This window comes from Devosia aurantiaca (assembly GCF_011058215.1).
Classification (GTDB): domain Bacteria; phylum Pseudomonadota; class Alphaproteobacteria; order Rhizobiales; family Devosiaceae; genus Devosia; species Devosia aurantiaca.
In genome coordinates this window covers 850728-866726 of sequence record NZ_JAALFG010000002.1, presented here as the reverse complement: position 1 = coordinate 866726, position 15999 = coordinate 850728, and the positions used below count along the sequence as shown (strand labels likewise).

The window sequence follows — 15999 nt, the reverse complement described above, 5'->3', positions numbered from 1 at the left end:
GGAGGGAAGTTACACGGCGCGCACGAAAATGCGAGGGCACGTAACGCCTCGGGAAGCGATGCCGAATAGAGAGTTGTGCAGCAAGAAGAAAAATTGCCGTGATGGCGAGCCATTTGCCGATGCGCTACCGTAGCTTAAGGCAGAGCAAGCCCAAGGGGGAAGATGACCGAGACGACTGGACTGCCGCCGACGCGCGGCCCGCTGGTGTATCGCCAGTCGATCTGGACGCGCGTGACGCATTGGGTATGGGTCGTGTGCCTGTTCTTCCTCCTGCTCACTGGCCTGCAGATCTTCAATGCCCATCCAGCGCTCTATGTCGGGCAGCAATCGGGTTTTGAGTTCGACAATGCCGTGTTGCGCATGGCGCCGGTCAACACGCCCGATGGCCCGCGCGGCCAGACCACGATCTTCGGCCAGACTTTCGACACGACCGGCGTCTTCGGCATGAGCGGCACGGCCGACAAACCGGCCTATCAGGGTTTTCCGGGCGCGGTGACCATCCCCTCGTTCCGCGATCTTGCGACCGGGCGCGTGCTGCATTTCTTTTTCGGCTGGATCTTTGTCGCCGCGTTGTTCATCTGGTTTCTGGCCAGCTTCATTAACGGCCACTTGCGCCGCGATATCATTCCGCGCGGCGGCGACGTCACTGGCCTGGGCCGTGATGTCGTCGACCATGCTCGGTTTCGATTTCATCATCGGCGCGTCTACTCGCCGCTGCAGAAGCTGAGTTATTTTACCGTTTTCTTCATCCTTTTCCCGCTGATCATCCTCACCGGGCTGACCATGAGCCCTGGCATGAACGCATCCTGGCCGTGGTTGCTCGATGTCTTTGGCGGACGGCAAACGGCGCGCACCATCCATTTCGGGTCATGGTCCTCCTGGTGCTGTTCTTCATCGTCCACGTGCTGATGGTCGTCCTTGCCGGTCCGATCAATGAGCTTCGGTCCATGATCACGGGCTGGTATCGAACCAGCCCGGGCACGCCCCGCCAGGAAGGAGATCGCCCATGAACAAGCTGATCATCAATCGCCGGCGCTTTCTTGCCGGTTCGGCAGCTCTTGGTTCAGGCCTGATGGTATCGGGCTGCAACCAGTTCGACTTTCTGGGCCAGCGCGACAATCCGGTGCGCAATGTGATCGAGCAGGCCAATGTGCTGACCTACAAGGCGCAGCGCGCGTTGATCGGCGACCAGGTTCTGGCGCGGGAATATGGGCAGAGCGAAATCCGGCAGGGCATGAAGCCCAATGGCTCGACCGAGCCGACGACGCCCGAATATATGTTCCTGCGGCAGGCCAATTTCGAGCCCTATCGCCTCACCATCAAAGGCATGGTCGATCGCGAGGTGAGTTTCTCGCTGGCTGAGCTGCGCAATATGCCGGCGCGCACGCAGATCACGCGGCACGATTGCGTGGAAGGCTGGAGCTGCATCGCCAAATGGACCGGCACGCCGCTCGGTCCGCTGCTGGACCAGGCTGGCGTCAAGTCGACCGCGCGCTTTGCCGTCTACCATTGCTACGACAACATCCAGCGCACGCTGTCGGGCGATATCCTTTATTATACCAGCTCCGACCTCGTGGACGCCTACCATCCGCAGTCGATTCTGAGCTATGGCCTCAACGACCAGCCGCTGCCGGTGAGCAACGGCGCCCCAATCCGATTGAGGATCGAGCGGGCACTTGGCTACAAGCAGCCCAAATACCTGCACACGATCGAACTCGTGGATGACCTGTCGCCCTTTGGCCAGGGCAAGGGCGGGTATTGGGAGGATGTGGGATATGATTGGTATGGCGGGATTTAGCTGAGCTGCTCCAACTATCACCGGCTGTCACCCCGGGCTTGACCCGGTACCCATCTTGAGATTTCAGGATGGGCCCCCGCCTTCGCGGGGGTGACAGCTGGTGGCCGAAAAAGCTTGCTGCACAGCACCCATGCACCGCCGTCCTTGCCTTTTGCCGCCAACTCCCCCATATCAGCCACACGTCGCGGCACCATGACCGCCGATGGACTTCTCTTCTTACTCAAGCGGTGAGCGGCGAAGTCAGCCCGGATACCCCCTCCAGTGGAGCGCGGTCCGGGTTTGAGCCAGCACCCGCGCGATCATCCCGTCGCACGATTGCATCTTTGAAGTCGCGCCCGCCGCATCGGCTGGGCGCACGCGCCGTTTGGCGCAATGTGAAAGACACCAATGACCGATTTCATTTCGCTCGGCCTGCCGACCCAACTCACCGACAGCCTGACTGCCGGCGGCTTCACCGAGCCCACCAAGATCCAGAGCCAGGCGATCCCCAAGCTGCTCGAGGGCCGGGACATGCTGGGCATCGCCCAGACCGGCTCGGGCAAGACGGCCGCCTTCGGCCTGCCGATCCTTGCTGGTTTGATGGAACTGACCGGCCGTCCGCGGCCGATGACGACGCGCGCGCTGATCCTCGCGCCGACGCGTGAACTCGCCGTGCAGATCGAAGAAAACCTGCGCAAGTTCGCCGGCTCCAAGATGCGGCTCGACACCGTGCTCGTCCTCGGTGGCGTCTCGCGCTACCATCAGGTGCAAAAGATCGCCAAGGGCGTAGACGTCGTGGTCGCGACCCCGGGCCGTCTGAAGGACCTCCTTGACGACAACAAGATCAAGCTCAACGAAACGCGCTGGCTGGTACTCGACGAAGCAGACCGCATGCTCGACATGGGCTTTATCGCTCCTGTCCGCGCGATCGCCAAGCAGATCGGCCTGCGCCGCCAGACCATGCTGTTCTCGGCCACCATGGCTGCAGAGGTCGAGGACTTGGCCAAGACGCTCTTGAAGGATCCGATCAAGGTCGAGGCCGCGCCGCAGGGCTCGACCGTGGTCAAGATCGACCAGCGCGTGATCATGTCGGGTTCGAAGGCCAAGCGTGGCGTCTTGAACGACCTCCTTGCCGACGAAAAGGAAGGCATGGAGCGCGTCATCATCTTCTCGCGCACCAAGCATGGTGCCGATCGCGTGGCCAAAAACCTTGCCATCGACGGGCATGAAGCAGCTGCCATCCATGGCAACAAGTCGCAGAATGCCCGGCAGGCTGCGCTCAAGGGTTTTGCCAACGGTTCGGTGCGCATCCTTGTCGCCACCGACATTGCGGCACGCGGTATCGACGTGCAGGGCATTACCCATGTGGTGAATTATGAATTGCCCGACGATCCGGAAAACTATGTGCACCGCATTGGCCGCACTGGCCGCAACGGCGCTTCGGGCATTGCCATCACGCTCTGCGATGGCACCGAAAAGAGCAAGCTGCGCGACGTCGAAAAGCTGATCCGCCGCACCTTGCCGGTGTCGGGTGACGTCAACCTCGTCGAAGAAGTGCAGGCGCCGCGCGCGCCGCGCAATTCTGCCGGTGCCCCGGGCGGCGCCCGCACCGCGCGCAACCCCAAGCCCAAGGATCCGCGCAAGTTCAACACCCCGCGTCCCGGTGGCGAACGCACCAAGGGCGGTGCGCCCAAGGCCGACGGCGCCCGCGCCAAGCCAGCCGCCGACGGCAAGCCGCGCTGGAGCAAGACCCAACGCGAAGCCGGCCGCGCCAAACGCGCTGCGGTAAAAGCGTAAGGATTGGAGGGCGGCCCGCGGGTCGCCCTTTTCTTTTAGAAATGTTTGTTGATGCCGGCCTGCTTCATAACGGCATTGGCGGTGTGCCTTGAGAGGCTGCCACGGTCGACGGAAAACGTGCGATTGGTAATGGGGCTATACCAAATCTCATGGTCGCCTTTGCCGCTGCGGCGAAACTCACAACCGGCAGCTTTTAGCGCGTCTACGATCTGCGCATAAAAGCCTTTGACCATCAGGCCGCTTGGCTGGCAGTCATCGTTACCTGCGACATGATGCAGATATCGAAGGTTTCACCAGGCTGCGGCTTGGGGTCGATCAGGTGAGCGTTGTCATCGAGGAGTTCGGGAGCAACCGCGACAACCCGTTCCAACAGCCGGTCCAGGGTGTGTGCCTCTGTTGCAAGTCCTGGAATGTCGTCGCTCGTTGCGACCCAGACTTCAGCGTCTTGATCCCACATCGCTGTGACGAGCAGTTTCTTGGCCATTCAAGCCTCCATACTGCATGTGATCATACATCAGGCCACCGAGGCCAGATACAAGATATCCCGCGTTGAGGACTTGTCCTTGTCAGCGGGCGCGAGGCGGTCGAGGAAGCTGATGGCCCAGTCGTCGACATTGTGGGTGCGGGCCGCGCACCAGCGATTGCCAGCGGCTCTTGCGTTCGTCGAGGTCCATGTCGAGCGCCATGCGCAGGGCTTCCGCGGTTTCGTCGGTGTCGAAGGGGTTGACCAGCAGGGCCTCGGGAAAAATTTCGGCAGCGCCGGCAAAGCGCGACAGCACCAGGACGCCTGGGTTTTCAGGCTTCTGGGCGCCGATATATTCATGCGCGACGAGATTCATGCCGTCGCGCAGCGGGGTCACGAGGCCAACACGAGCGAGGCGGTAAAGTCCAGCAAGGCTCGGCTGCCCATAAGCGCGTTTCACATAGGTCAGTGGCGCCCAGTCGGGTTCGGCGAACTCGCCCATGACGCGGCCGCAAATGGCGTCGAGCTGGTCGCTGGTTTCCTGATATTCCTTGATTGTGTCGCGCGAGGGCGGCGCCACCTGCAGCATGTGCACATTGCGGCGGAAGCGGTGATTGTTGGCGAGAAGCTTTTCATAGGCCTCGACCCGCTGCGGCAAGCCCTTGGAATAATCGAGGCGGTCGACACCCAGGATCAGGTTCTGCTCGCCCAAAGCCCGTTTCATGCGGTGAACCATCTTGGTCGCGGCGGGGCTGATGGCGAGTTTGGCGAAAGCATCCGGGTCCGAGCCGATGGGGAAGGCTTCCACCTCGGTGCGGGAAAAGTCGATGTGCTTGGTGTTGAGGCCGCCGAAGGTTGAGGGAGCCTGGTGTTCGGCGAATTCTCGGAAGGCAGCGACGTCGCGATTGGCCTGGAAGCCGATGAGGTCGTAGCGCGACAGGTCGCGCATCAGCTCGCCATGGTTGGGAATGGCGTAAAGCGCGTCGGCTGTGGGGAAGGGAATGTGGAGGTAAAAGCCGATCCGGTTGCGGGCGCCAAGCGCGCGTAATTCTGAGGCCAGCGGGATCAGGTGATAATCATGCACCCAGACGATGTCGTCGGGCTTGAGCAACGGCAACAATGCTCGGGCGAACTGACCGTTCACCCGCCGGTAGCCCTCGTACCAGTGGCTTCGATCGTCGCGAGGTCGAGCCGAAGGTGGAAGCTGGGCCAGAGGATGGAATTGGAAAAGCCGGCGTAATAGGCGTGGTGATCGTCGCGGGTGAGGTCGATTTTGGCGACCTGCATGCCATCCACGTCCTCGAAGTGGGCCTCGCGCGCCGGCTGTTCGCTGAGCTTGCCGGACCAGCCGAACCAAAAGCCTTCTCGTTCGCTCAACACCTTGCGCAAGGCCACGGCAAGCCCGCCGGCAACGGGCCCCTTGCCGGGCGTGCGGTTCGATACGACGACGATACGGCTCATGCTGAACGGGTTCCTTATTCTTAGTGGGCGGTGTCGGTGAGCAGCGGCTCAGGAACATGACCGCTCTGGGCCATGTCACCCAGGCCGCGCAGCAGGGCATGAACCGAGGCGACATCGGCGATGCGCAGACGCGCGGCAGTTTCGCCAGCGCCAAGCTTGATGCCGACGCCGCCAAGTTCCTGCGCAGCGCGGAAGGCGTCTTCGTCGTCGGTGCGGTCGTCGCCGATAAAAATCGGCGTGCGGCCGGCGAAGGGTTCTTCCTGCATGAAGGCGCGGAGGGCTGCGCCCTTGTCGAGTCCCACGGCACGGGCCTCGAGCACCATCTTGCCGGGGACGAGCGTAAAATGCGGATGATCGTGCAGCGCTTCCTGCATCGCCAGATGACACACACCTTCAAGCTCCGGCGCCTGGCGGAAGTGAAGGGCGACCGAGCCATCCTTGGGCTCGAGGATCAACGCCGGATTGGCTTCGACCAATGGCTCGAGCGCGGCCGCAATAGCTTCTGCCGTCGCGCTTACGTCCTCATCCATGGCTTCGATCGTGCCATCGGCGCGGCGGCGCTGTGCGCCATGGGCACCGGCAACGGCGACCTGCAGCGGCGACAAGAAGCGGTCGATGTCGACGATCTCGCGTCCGGTCAGCACGGCAAAGGCATGGTCGAAATCGTTGATCACCCGATCGAGCCGATCGGTCAATTCGGAGGACACGTCCACGGCGTCGGGCGTTTCCGCCAGCTCGACAAGCGTACCGTCAAAATCGGTAAAGACGGCGAGCAATGGTGCCGCGCCAGCGTTTGGCGACATCACGTTGGACATGGCGGATTTTCCCCGTTTGGTGCTGTGAACCCAACGGGAACGCAAAAGACGGCGGAAGGTTCGGCTCTCAGGCCAGCGGGATGCCCTTGCCGCCCTTGCTCTTCTGGTAGGTCGCCGACAGATCGCGATAAAGCGCAGTGAGATCGTCGACGCGGGCGAGGAGCAATTCCTTATGCGCCCGGTCCAGCCCTGCGATCAGTTGCTGGAGGCTATGGCTGGTCCAGAACTGGTTTTGCCGGTTGTAGAGATCGCGGTTCGCCGACACCAGGCCCGTCTCCGGTTCGGGCACGGCATAGACGGCCTTGAGGATCTGAATGTCGTAGGGAATGGCGAAGCTGTCGCGGCTGTCGGCATGGCTGAAAAGATAATAGAAGTTATCGAAGCCCGACCAGGTAATGCCGGACAGGCAGAGCGAGCAGGGCTCGTGCGTGGCGAGGAACAGGCAGTCCTTGACGTCAGGGCGTTCCGCCGCCGGCAGTTCGAAGAAGCGCTTGATGGCGTGCATCTCGCCGTGCCAGAGCGGATTTTCGATCTCGTTATTGGTTTCAGCGACCACGACCGAAAGGTCGGACTTGCGCAGGATGGCGGCGCCGAAAAGCTTGTTGCCGCGGGCGACACCGTCGGCGGTTACCGGCGCGATGCTGTTCTCGATGACGTCGAGAAGGCGTTCGATCAGATCCGGCGTTTCCAAGCGATCACTCCGCTGCGCGTATCAAGCCGATCAGCGGTATGCCTGCCGCATCGAGAAGGCGCAAGCTGGTGCTGTCCAGTTCGTAGCCGCCGACGGCAGCGAGAGCGGCGAGGAATGCGGTTTCCTGGTCCGCGATCGCGGTCGCGCAGGCCATGCGGGTCGCGGCGGCGGGGCCGAAATGAAGCTTGCTGTCGTCGATCGTCGCTTCGGTGAAGAAGTTGTTGCAGCCGGCACTGCCGCCGGCGCGATGATCGGCTGCAATCGAAAGCGTCAGCGGGCGCGTGCCGGTTACAGGCCGGCCGCCGATGCTGGTGACGGTCCATAACTGATCGATCAACCCATCCGGGGGCGGCTGAAGTTTCGACTTCCACGGCGTCAGGCTCCGGATCGGGAGAGAAGCGGACCAGCACGGCAGTCGGGCTTTCCGCACCCACGTCCACCGGCACGGGGTGGGTCGTTCGGAACAGAACGCGGCCGCCCACGGCAATGTCGGCGAGGATGCCGTAGCTGGCCCTATCCGTGGCGACACCGTCGTGAAGGTTGAGCGTCCAGGCGATCGGCAGCTGCCCCTTGGCCGGGATGGCGGCGGCGGCGCCGGTCACAGCCTGACCGCCGGGCAGGCGCACGAGGCTGACCTGCAGGAAGGCGCCGCGTGGCAACGCCATGCGTTCGTTATAGGTGACGGTTCCGGTCAACGTCGTGCCTGGGCGAGAGCCGGCACAGCGAAGAGGCCCAGCGCGACGATAATGCCAATCAGTCTCGACCACCGCATGCACGTCTCCCCGAAGGTTGGGAGGAAAATAGCGTAGCCATGCGAAGGTTGCGAGGCGAAGCGCCGTTAAGGCTTAACGAGCCACGGCTCGGCAAAGTGATGTTCTTCCAAATTAACTCCGTCGCCGCCGCGATCGACCACGAGGAAGCGCGCGGGCCGCTCCAGCACTGTCAGGACGCCATGCCAGGTGTTCATGGCAATGTTGACGCCCTGGTCTGGCGCCGGTCGGAAAACGCGAAGCCGGGTCGGGCTGCCGTGATCGTCCTCGGCCACGATCACCAACCATTCCGCGCTGTCCAGCGGATAGAATGCCTGGCTGCCGAGGGGTGGCGCTCGACCAGCGTCAGCGAAAGCGGCAGTGCATAGGGTTGGCCATAAAAAATGGAGATCAGCGGCCGCGCATGAACGCCGCCGAGCTCGACCCGGGCGAGGTCATGGTAGCGCTCGGTCATGCCATTGTTGATCGGATAGTGATGCGCGCCGGCAGTGTCGATCACCTGGCCGAAGGGGGCAAAGGCCTCGGCGGTCAGTGGCTCGATGGCGAGGATGCGGTCGATCATCAGAACGGCAGCTTGGCGTGGCGGTTGACGTCCTTGTAGAGCAGATAGCGGAACCGTTCTGGTCCCGCGTAGCAGGCCTGCGGGCAGAAGGCGCGCAGCCACATGAAGTCGCCGGCCTCGACCTCGACCCAGTCGCGGTTGAGCCGATAGACCGCTTTGCCTTGAAGCACATAAAGGCCGTGCTCCATGACATGGGTTTCCTCGAAGGGAATGACGGCGCCGGGCTCGAGCGTCACGATGTTGACATGCATGTCGTGGCGCGGATCGCTGGGTTCGACGAAGCGCGTCGTGCCCCAGGTGTCCCTGGTGTCCGGCATCCAGCGAATGGGCTCGTCCTGGTCGCTCGACACGAAGGCGGGCGGCAAGTCGATGCCGTCGACCTTCTCATAGCGTTTGCGGATCCAATGGAAGCGCGCCGACTCCGTCGTGCGATTAGCGAGGGTCCAATGGCTGCCGGGCGGCAGGAAAGCATAGCTGCCTTCCTTGAGGTGATGCGTTTGGCCTTCGACGGTGACCGTCACCGAACCCGCAACCACGAAGAGCACGCCTTCGGCGTCGGGATTGATCTCGGGCCGCTCGCTGCCACCCCCTGGCGCAACCTCGACCACATATTGCGAAAACGTCTCGGAGAAACCCGAGAGCGGGCGCGCGATGATCCAGACCCGGCTCTCCCGCCAATGCGGCAGGTAAGAGGTGACGATGTCGCGCATGCATTCGCGCGGGATCACGGCATAGGCCTCGGTAAACACGGCGCGGCCGGTATGGAGTGCCATCTGCGGCGGCAGGCCGGCGGAAGGGGAGGCGTAGGGCATAGAGGACCGAACTTGTTGTTTTGCCAAAGACTAAGCGTCACCAGCATCGTTGTCACGCATCGATGCATCGGAGACCTCATGGTGAGCTTGTCGAACCACGAGGTCGGGCAAACGACTATGCCACGACCTCGTCCTTCGACAGGCTCAGGATGAGGTCTACTGAAAAGGACGGCTCTAAGACACCTCCGCTTCCACCGTCTTCTTCAGTTTGCTCAACATCGATGCTGCGTAGGCCGCATAGGGGCCGATCCAGCGTTCGTGGATGGCGTGGATGGGGAGGGCGTCGAGGTGGTTCCAGCGCTCGCGCCCGCGCTTTTCGGGAATGACGAGGCCAGCCTCTTCCAGCACGCCCAGATGCTGCATCACGGTACAGCGGTCGAGGTCGGGGAACAGCGCGCAGAGCGAACCGGTGGTGTGCGGCTCGGTCTTCAGATGATCGAGAATGCGCCGCCGAACGCGGTGGCCAAGGGCCTTGAAGATCAAGTCGTCTGCGTCGTCGGTTGACATGTTATGAAACTATAACATATTGTCCGACCCGTCAAGTTGGAGGAAGATCGACATGCGTGCAGTGACGTCCAAGGATAAGGACCTGAACCTGGCATTCCGGGTATCGGGGCGGATCAGCAAACCGGTGCATGAAGTGTTCGAAGCGGTGGCTGATCCCAAGCAGTTGTCAGGCTATTTCACCACCGGCGAGGCCGTGGGGCGGCTTGAAACCGGGGCGACCGTGACGTGGGATTTCCACGATTTTCCGGGTGCCTTCCCGGTCGAGGTCGTGGAAGTGGTGCCGGACCAGAAGATCGTTCTCAAGTGGGATGCCAGCGAGGCCACCGAGCCGAGCACAACGGGCGAAACGCCACAGCCGGTGGGCTACAAGACGACGGTCACCATGGAATTCACCGGTCTTGAAGACGGGCGCACATTGGTGACCATATCCGAGAGTGGCTGGCGTCAGACCCCGGGCGGGCTCAAGTCATCCTATGGCAATTGCGAGGGCTGGACCGGCATGTTGTGCGGCATGAAGGTCTTTCTCGAGCACGGGATCAATATCCGTACCGGCTTCTACAAATAACGCGACACGAGGCCTATGGCAGGATTGCCTTGAGCCGCAGGAGCGCGATGCGTTCGACCTGTGCGGCGGCGGTGGCGAATTCATCCTCGGCGGTATTGGCGATGCGGCGTTCGAAAGTTTCGAGGATCGATGCCTTGTCGTGATCGCGGACGGCTATGATGAAGGGGAAGCCGAATTTTTCCACATAGGCCGTGTTGAGGCGCGTGAAGGTTTCGCGCTCCTCGTCGGTCAGGTGATCAAGGCCGGCCGAGGCCTGCTCGGCGGTGGACTCTGCCGTCAGCCGCTTGGCGGCGGCGAGTTTTCCCGCCAGGTCGGGGTGCGCGCGCAGCACGGCCAGACGTTCTTCAGGCGTTGCCATGCGGAACTGCGTGCGCAGGGCGAAATGGAGACCGATCGCGGTGTCATTGGCCGGTCCCATCTCGCCGTCCCAGGCCCGCTCGGCGATCCAGGGAGAATGCTCGAAGATCGAGCCGTAGCGGCGAACGAACTCATCTTTATCGAGCTGGCTCGGGAAAACTTCTGGTGCCTGATAGGGGTGTTCGGCCGCCCAGTGTTCGGCAATGGCCAAGCGGGTGGGCACCCAGACCTTGTCGAAGCCCCGGATGTACTCGACGAACTTCTTGAGCCCCTGCAAGCGCCCCGGCTGGCCGACCAGGCGGCAGTGGAGGCCCAGCGACATCAACTTGGGCGCGCCGGCTTCGCCCTCGGCATAAAGGCAGTCGAACGTGTCCTTGAGGAAGGTGAAATATTCCTCGCCATTGTCGAAGCCCGGCCCAGTGACGAAGCGCATGTCATTGGTGGAAAGCGAATAAGGAATGATGAGCTGCGGCTGCCCGGCGATCAGCTTCCAATAGGGCAGGTCGTCGTCATAGGTATCGGAAATATAGGCAAAGCCGCCCGCTTCGGCGACGAGGTCGACGGTGTTGAGCGAGGACCGTCCGGTGTACCAGCCCCTGGGGCGCGCGCCGGTGGCAATGGTGTGGAGGCGGATGGCCTCGGCAATCTGCCCGCGTTCCTCTTCGGGTGGCATGTCCTTGTGCTGCACCCATTTAAGGCCGTGCGACGCGATTTCCCAACCGGCCTCCTGCATGGCGGCGAGCTGCGCCGGGGCGCGCATCAATGCCGTCGCGACACCATAAACGGTCACCGGCAGATTGGCTTGGGTGAAGAGGCGATGCAGCCGCCAGAAGCCGGCGCGGGCGCCGTATTCGTACATGGATTCGACATTGGCGTGGCGCTGGTTGGGCCAGGGCGCCGCGCCCAGCACGTCGACCAGAAACGCTTCGGAGGCGGCGTCGCCATGGAGGACATTGTTCTCGCCGCCCTCTTCGTAATTGAGCACGAACTGCACGGCGATGTTGGCGCCGCCGGGCCAGTTTGCGTGGGGCGGGGTCTGGCCATAGCCGTGCATGTTGCGGGGGTAGCGGTTCATCATTGCCTCGTCGGATCAATGACGCGAAGTGTAGCCACAGCGCGCTCGATCACAAGATGGGCAAAAGTGGACCAGTTGGTAAAAATTGGGCATTGCGGCGCGCCGCTGTTACGCTAGTGTCGTGATTGTAGACGGAGGAGCAGCAGCATGGCGGGACGCCTTACCACCCACGTGCTCGATACGATGCACGGCAAGCCGGCGCGCGGCATGCGGCTGGAATTGCACTATGTGCATGGCGATCACACCCACCACATTGCGGACAGCTATACCAATGCCGACGGCCGGGTCGACCAGCCGCTGCTCGAGGGCGAGCAGTTCCAGAAGGGCGAGTTCGAAATCCGCTTTCACGTGGGCCAGTATTTCGAGCGCATCGGCATCGAGAACGAAACGCCGTTCCTCGATGTCGTGCCGATCCGCTTCACCATTGCCGAAGACAGCCACTACCACGTGCCGCTCCTGGTCAGCCCGTTTGCCTATTCCACCTATCGGGGCAGCTGATGGTCGAGGTTGCCAACGCCATCCGCTTTCTCCTCAATGGCCAGGAAATTAGCCTGACCGATGTCGCGCCGGACCTGACGCTGCTCGATTGGCTGCGGCTTGACCGCCGCCTGCGCGGCTCCAAGGAAGGATGTGCCGAGGGCGATTGCGGCGCCTGCACCGTGCTGGTCGGCCGGCTCATGGGCGACGAGATCATCTATGACGCGGTCACCGCCTGCATCCGTTTCGTCGCCAGCCTTCATGGCACCCATGTCGTCACGATCGAGCATCTGCGCGGCGAGAACGGCAATCTTCATCCGGTGCAGCAGGCCATGGTCGAGCATCATGGCTCCCAATGCGGCTTCTGCACGCCGGGCTTCGTCATGAGCCTTTATGGGCTCTGGATGCGCGATCCGAACCCGTCCCGTCGCGCCGTGGAAAAAGCGCTGCAGGGCAATCTCTGCCGCTGCACCGGCTATGCGCCGATCATCCGCGCGGCGCAGTCGATCTCCGAGCATGGTGCCCCCGAGGCTGATCCGCTCTGGGCCGAGCGAATCGCGGTCAAGAGCAAGATCAAGGCGCTCAACGATGGACGCCGGGTCGAGATCGGCTCGGGTGAAAACCAGATCATCATCCCCGCCAGCCTCGACGATTTTGCGCAGCTTTACGAGCAGCATCCGGAAGCGCGGATCGTTGCCGGCTCGACCGATGTGGGGCTCTGGGTCACCAAGTTCATGCGCCGCATCGGCCCGGTGATCTTTATAAATCATCTGCAGGAACTGAAGCGCATCGCCGACAACGACAGCGAAGTGCGCTTTTACGCCGGCGTCACCTATGCAGAAGCGCAGCCGGTGATCGAAGCCAATTTCCCGCAGTTGACCGAGCAATGGCATCGTTTTGCCGGCGAGCAGGTGCGCAATATGGGTACGCTGGGCGGCAATATCGCCAATGGCTCGCCGATCGGCGACACCCCACCGCCCTTTATCGCGCTCGGCGCCAAGCTTAGCCTCCGCCGGGGCGACCATCGCCGCGAGATCAAGCTCGAAGACTTCTTCCTCGCCTATGGCAAGCAGGATCGCCAGAAGGGCGAGTTCGTCGAAAGCGTCACCATCCCGCTGCTGCCGGCGGGCGAAAAGTTCGCCTCCTATAAGATTTCCAAGCGCCGCGATGAGGACATTTCAGCGCTCTGCGGCGCCTTCCGCGTCTTCGTCAACGATGCCGGCATGGTCGGCATGGCGCGCATCGCATTTGGTGGCATGGCGGCAACGCCCAAACGCGCCAAGGCGGTGGAAGCGGCGCTGATCGGCAAGCCCTGGACCATGGCAACGGTGGAAGCCGCCATCCCGGCCTTTGCCTCAGATTATCAGCCGATCACCGACATGCGCGCCTCGGCCGAATACCGGCTGCAGGCCGCGCAAAACCTCCTCAAGCGCTTCTTCCTCGAAACGCAGGGTCAGGGTGAGCGGTTGAAACGGGAGGTGGCATGAACAAGCACGCCGACCCCATCAACCTCGCCGTACTCCACACGGCCACCCGGCACGACAGCGGCCCCAAGCATGTGACCGGTACGGCCGAGTACATCGACGACATGGCTGAGCCGGGCGGCACAATGCATGCCTATCTCGGCCTATCGACCCGCGCTCATGCCGAGATCGTCTCGATCGATTTTTCCGCCGTCAAGACCGCCCCGGGCGTGATCGGCGTCCTGACCGCTGACGACATTCCCGGCGAAAACGACGTCTCTCCCAGCCATAAGCATGACGAGCCGATCTTTGCGCAGGGCAAGGTCCAGTTCTGGGGCCAGCCCATGTTTGCCGTGATCGCCGAAACACGCGACCAGGCGCGGCGCGCGGCGCATCTGGCGGTGGTCGAGTATCGCGACCTCGACTGGCTTCCCGATGTGCGCTCGGCCCAGGCCGGCGAGCGCAAGCTCGTCACCGAACCGCTAAAACTCGAGCGCGGCGATGTCGCGGCCGGCATGGCTGCAGCCCCGCGCCGCGCCAAGGGCTCGGTCAGCGTCGGCGGCCAGGACCATTTCTATCTCGAAGGCCAGATCGCCTTTGCCATCCCGGGCGAAGACGAGGATGTGCTGGTCCATTCCTCGACCCAGCATCCGAGCGAAGTGCAGTTGATGGTCGCCCAAGTGCTCGGCGTCCGGCACAATGCAATCACCATCCAGGTGCGGCGCATGGGCGGCGGCTTTGGCGGCAAGGAAACGCAGGGCAATCTCTTTGCCTGCGTCGCTGCACTCGCCGCCAAGAAGTGGAACCGCGCCTGCAAGATCCGCCCCGATCGCGACGACGACATGCAGGCGACCGGCAAGCGCCACGACTTCGTCATCGATTACGACGTGGGCTATGACGAGAGTGGCAAGATCCTTGCCGTCGAGGCCAACCTTGCGGCACGCAGCGGCTTTTCTTCGGACCTCTCCGGCCCGGTGACCGACCGCGCGCTGTTCCACGTCGACAATACCTATTGGTATCCGGCCGTTCGCGTGAAGTCCGAGCCGCTCTACACAAACACGGTCTCCAACACCGCCTTTCGCGGTTTTGGCGGTCCTCAGGGGGTCATGGCAGAGCGCTGGGTCGAGGACATCGGCTATGCGCTGGGCGTCGATCCGCTCGAGATCCGCAAGCGCAACTTTTACGGCACCGACACTGACAATGTGACGCCCTATCACCAGGTGGTGAAGGACAATGTCATCGCCCGTATCGTCGACGAGCTCGAAGCCTCGTCCGACTACCAAGCGCGGCGGCAGGCAATCATCGAGCACAATCGCACCAGCTCGATCCTGAAAAAGGCATTGCGCTGACGCCGGTCAAGTTCGGCATCAGCTTTACCGCCACCTGGTACAACCAGGCCGGTGCGCTGGTGCATATCTATAAGGATGGCTCGATCCACCTTAATCACGGCGGCACGGAAATGGGGCAGGGGCTCCATACCAAGGTGGCCCAGGTCGTGGCCGATGCCTTCGGGATCAATCTCGACAGTGTCAAGATCATGCCGACCTCGACCGGTAAGGTGCCCAACACTTCGGCGACAGCCGCCTCCTCGGGCACCGACCTTAACGGCATGGCCGCGAAAAATGCCTGCGACCAGCTTAAGGAGCGGCTCGTTGCCCACGCGGCGGCGCTCTACCAGGCCCAGGAGTCCGACTGCGTCTGGGTGCAGGGTGGCCTGCAGGTGCGCAGCGAATTCGTTGGTTTCGCGGAGCTTGCCGCATCCGCCTATCTCAATCGCGTGCAGCTTTCCGCCGCCGGCTTCTACAAGACCCCGGAAATCCACTGGGATCGCGCGACCGGCAAGGGCAACCCGTTCTATTACTATTCCTATGGCGCCTCGGTCAGCGAAGTCACCATCGATACGCTCACCGGCGAATATACCGTCGACCGCGTCGACATCCTCCACGATGTCGGCAAATCGCTGAACCCGGCGCTCGATCTCGGGCAGATCGAAGGCGGTTTCATCCAGGGCATGGGCTGGCTGACCACCGAAGAGCTGGTCTGGGACGCCAAGGGGCAGCTGCGCACGCATGCGCCCTCGACCTACAAGATCCCGCTCGCGTCCGACGTGCCGCCGATCTTCAACGTCAAACTGGTGGACTGGTCGGTCAACACCAAGCAGACCATCGGCCGCTCCAAGGCCGTGGGCGAGCCGCCCTTCGTCCTCGCGATCAGCGTCGTCGAGGCCCTCGGCATGGCCGTCGCCAGCGTCGCCGAATACCGGCAAGCGCCACAACTCGATACCCCGGTCACGCCTGAACGGGTGTTGATGGCGGTAGAGCGGATGCGGGGGTGCGGGGGTGATAACGGGGATCGCGGCTCTCCTATCCCCACCCTCATTCCCTCCCCACAAGGGGAGGGATGCGCT

General features: G+C 62.7%; 13 protein-coding genes and 5 pseudogenes. 7 read left to right on the top strand and 11 right to left on the bottom strand.

Annotation, left to right across the window (positions count from 1 at the left end; genetic code table 11):
* The first annotated feature begins 162 nt into the window (after positions 1 to 162).
* From G5575_RS12050 to G5575_RS12040, 3 genes and pseudogenes are all read left to right on the top strand, one after another.
* Positions 163 to 1010 (top strand): annotated as a pseudogene (locus G5575_RS12050) (cytochrome b/b6 domain-containing protein).
* Positions 1007 to 1798, top strand: coding sequence for a molybdopterin-dependent oxidoreductase (locus G5575_RS12045; RefSeq protein WP_164534515.1), 792 nt, complete (start codon positions 1007 to 1009; stop codon positions 1796 to 1798). The pseudogene G5575_RS12050 and the gene G5575_RS12045 overlap by 4 nt, the downstream one beginning before the upstream one ends.
* Before the next feature lie 387 nt (positions 1799 to 2185).
* A complete protein-coding gene (locus tag G5575_RS12040) occupies positions 2186 to 3574 on the top strand; it encodes a DEAD/DEAH box helicase (RefSeq protein ID WP_164534514.1) in 1389 nt (462 codons plus the stop codon).
* A gap of 35 nt (positions 3575 to 3609) precedes the next feature.
* Here the strand turns inward: G5575_RS12040 and G5575_RS12035 are convergent, their stop codons facing one another.
* From G5575_RS12035 to G5575_RS11990, 10 genes and pseudogenes are all read right to left on the bottom strand, one after another.
* On the bottom strand, positions 3610 to 3807 hold the full coding sequence (locus G5575_RS12035; protein WP_164534513.1) for a type II toxin-antitoxin system HicA family toxin: 198 nt from the start codon (positions 3805 to 3807) through the stop codon (positions 3610 to 3612).
* Positions 3807 to 4058 (bottom strand): DUF1902 domain-containing protein, encoded by a 252-nt coding sequence (locus G5575_RS12030; protein WP_164534512.1) that lies wholly within the window; start codon positions 4056 to 4058, stop codon positions 3807 to 3809. Before G5575_RS12030 ends, G5575_RS12035 begins: the two co-directional genes overlap by 1 nt.
* Positions 4059 to 4140: 82 nt before the next feature.
* A pseudogene (locus G5575_RS12025) lies at positions 4141 to 5498 on the bottom strand (alpha,alpha-trehalose-phosphate synthase (UDP-forming)).
* 20 nt (positions 5499 to 5518) lie between these two features.
* Positions 5519 to 6313, bottom strand: coding sequence for a trehalose-phosphatase (otsB, locus tag G5575_RS12020; RefSeq protein WP_207633110.1), 795 nt, complete (start codon positions 6311 to 6313; stop codon positions 5519 to 5521).
* Positions 6314 to 6380: 67 nt separating this feature from the next.
* Positions 6381 to 7004, bottom strand: a complete 624-nt coding sequence (locus G5575_RS12015) for a nucleoside deaminase (protein WP_164534511.1) — start codon at positions 7002 to 7004, stop codon at positions 6381 to 6383.
* A gap of 4 nt (positions 7005 to 7008) precedes the next feature.
* Positions 7009 to 7341 carry an META domain-containing protein gene (locus G5575_RS12010; RefSeq protein WP_164534510.1) on the bottom strand — a complete coding sequence of 111 codons (333 nt, stop codon included), beginning with the start codon at positions 7339 to 7341 and terminating at the stop codon, positions 7009 to 7011.
* An 85-nt stretch (positions 7342 to 7426) separates the two neighbouring features.
* A pseudogene (locus G5575_RS22265) lies at positions 7427 to 7771 on the bottom strand (YbaY family lipoprotein); the annotation flags it as partial.
* Between the two features lie 71 nt (positions 7772 to 7842).
* Positions 7843 to 8336, bottom strand: a pseudogene (locus G5575_RS12000) (ureidoglycolate lyase).
* On the bottom strand, positions 8336 to 9148 hold the full coding sequence (locus G5575_RS11995; protein ID WP_164534509.1) for a bifunctional allantoicase/(S)-ureidoglycine aminohydrolase: 813 nt from the start codon (positions 9146 to 9148) through the stop codon (positions 8336 to 8338). Before G5575_RS11995 ends, G5575_RS12000 begins: the two are co-directional and overlap by 1 nt.
* A 174-nt stretch (positions 9149 to 9322) precedes the next feature.
* Entirely contained in the window at positions 9323 to 9655 is a 333-nt protein-coding gene (locus G5575_RS11990; protein ID WP_164534508.1) for an ArsR/SmtB family transcription factor, read from the bottom strand.
* 82 nt (positions 9656 to 9737) lie between these two features.
* Between G5575_RS11990 and G5575_RS11985 the strand changes: the two genes are divergently transcribed.
* Positions 9738 to 10220, top strand: coding sequence for an SRPBCC domain-containing protein (locus G5575_RS11985; protein WP_164534758.1), 483 nt, complete (start codon positions 9738 to 9740; stop codon positions 10218 to 10220).
* Between the two features lie 13 nt (positions 10221 to 10233).
* On the opposite strand, the gene puuE is transcribed toward G5575_RS11985, so the two are convergent.
* Positions 10234 to 11652, bottom strand: coding sequence for an allantoinase PuuE (gene puuE / locus G5575_RS11980; RefSeq protein WP_164534507.1), 1419 nt, complete (start codon positions 11650 to 11652; stop codon positions 10234 to 10236).
* A 147-nt stretch (positions 11653 to 11799) separates the two neighbouring features.
* On the opposite strand from puuE, the gene uraH reads away from it, so the two are divergent.
* From uraH to xdhB, 3 genes and pseudogenes are all read left to right on the top strand, one after another.
* Complete coding sequence (uraH, locus tag G5575_RS11975; protein WP_164534506.1) at positions 11800 to 12150, top strand: hydroxyisourate hydrolase; 351 nt, start codon at positions 11800 to 11802, stop codon at positions 12148 to 12150.
* Entirely contained in the window at positions 12150 to 13616 is a 1467-nt protein-coding gene (xdhA, locus tag G5575_RS11970) for a xanthine dehydrogenase small subunit (RefSeq protein WP_164534505.1), read from the top strand. Before uraH ends, xdhA begins: the two co-directional genes overlap by 1 nt.
* Positions 13613 to 15921 (top strand): annotated as a pseudogene (gene xdhB / locus G5575_RS11965) (xanthine dehydrogenase molybdopterin binding subunit); the annotation flags it as partial. The gene xdhA and the pseudogene xdhB, both read left to right, overlap by 4 nt.
* Positions 15922 to 15999 lie beyond the last annotated feature (78 nt).

Coding starts and splice junctions, on each gene's coding strand:
- G5575_RS12045 (WP_164534515.1), top strand. CDS start 1,007: ATGAACAAGCTGATCATCAATCGCCGGCGCTTTCTTGCCGGTTCGGCA.
- G5575_RS12040 (WP_164534514.1), top strand. CDS start 2,186: ATGACCGATTTCATTTCGCTCGGCCTGCCGACCCAACTCACCGACAGC.
- G5575_RS12035 (WP_164534513.1), bottom strand. CDS start 3,807: ATGGTCAAAGGCTTTTATGCGCAGATCGTAGACGCGCTAAAAGCTGCC.
- G5575_RS12030 (WP_164534512.1), bottom strand. CDS start 4,058: ATGGCCAAGAAACTGCTCGTCACAGCGATGTGGGATCAAGACGCTGAA.
- otsB (WP_207633110.1), bottom strand. CDS start 6,313: ATGTCCAACGTGATGTCGCCAAACGCTGGCGCGGCACCATTGCTCGCC.
- G5575_RS11995 (WP_164534509.1), bottom strand. CDS start 9,148: ATGCCCTACGCCTCCCCTTCCGCCGGCCTGCCGCCGCAGATGGCACTC.
- G5575_RS11990 (WP_164534508.1), bottom strand. CDS start 9,655: ATGTCAACCGACGACGCAGACGACTTGATCTTCAAGGCCCTTGGCCAC.
- puuE (WP_164534507.1), bottom strand. CDS start 11,652: ATGAACCGCTACCCCCGCAACATGCACGGCTATGGCCAGACCCCGCCC.
- uraH (WP_164534506.1), top strand. CDS start 11,800: ATGGCGGGACGCCTTACCACCCACGTGCTCGATACGATGCACGGCAAG.
- xdhA (WP_164534505.1), top strand. CDS start 12,150: ATGGTCGAGGTTGCCAACGCCATCCGCTTTCTCCTCAATGGCCAGGAA.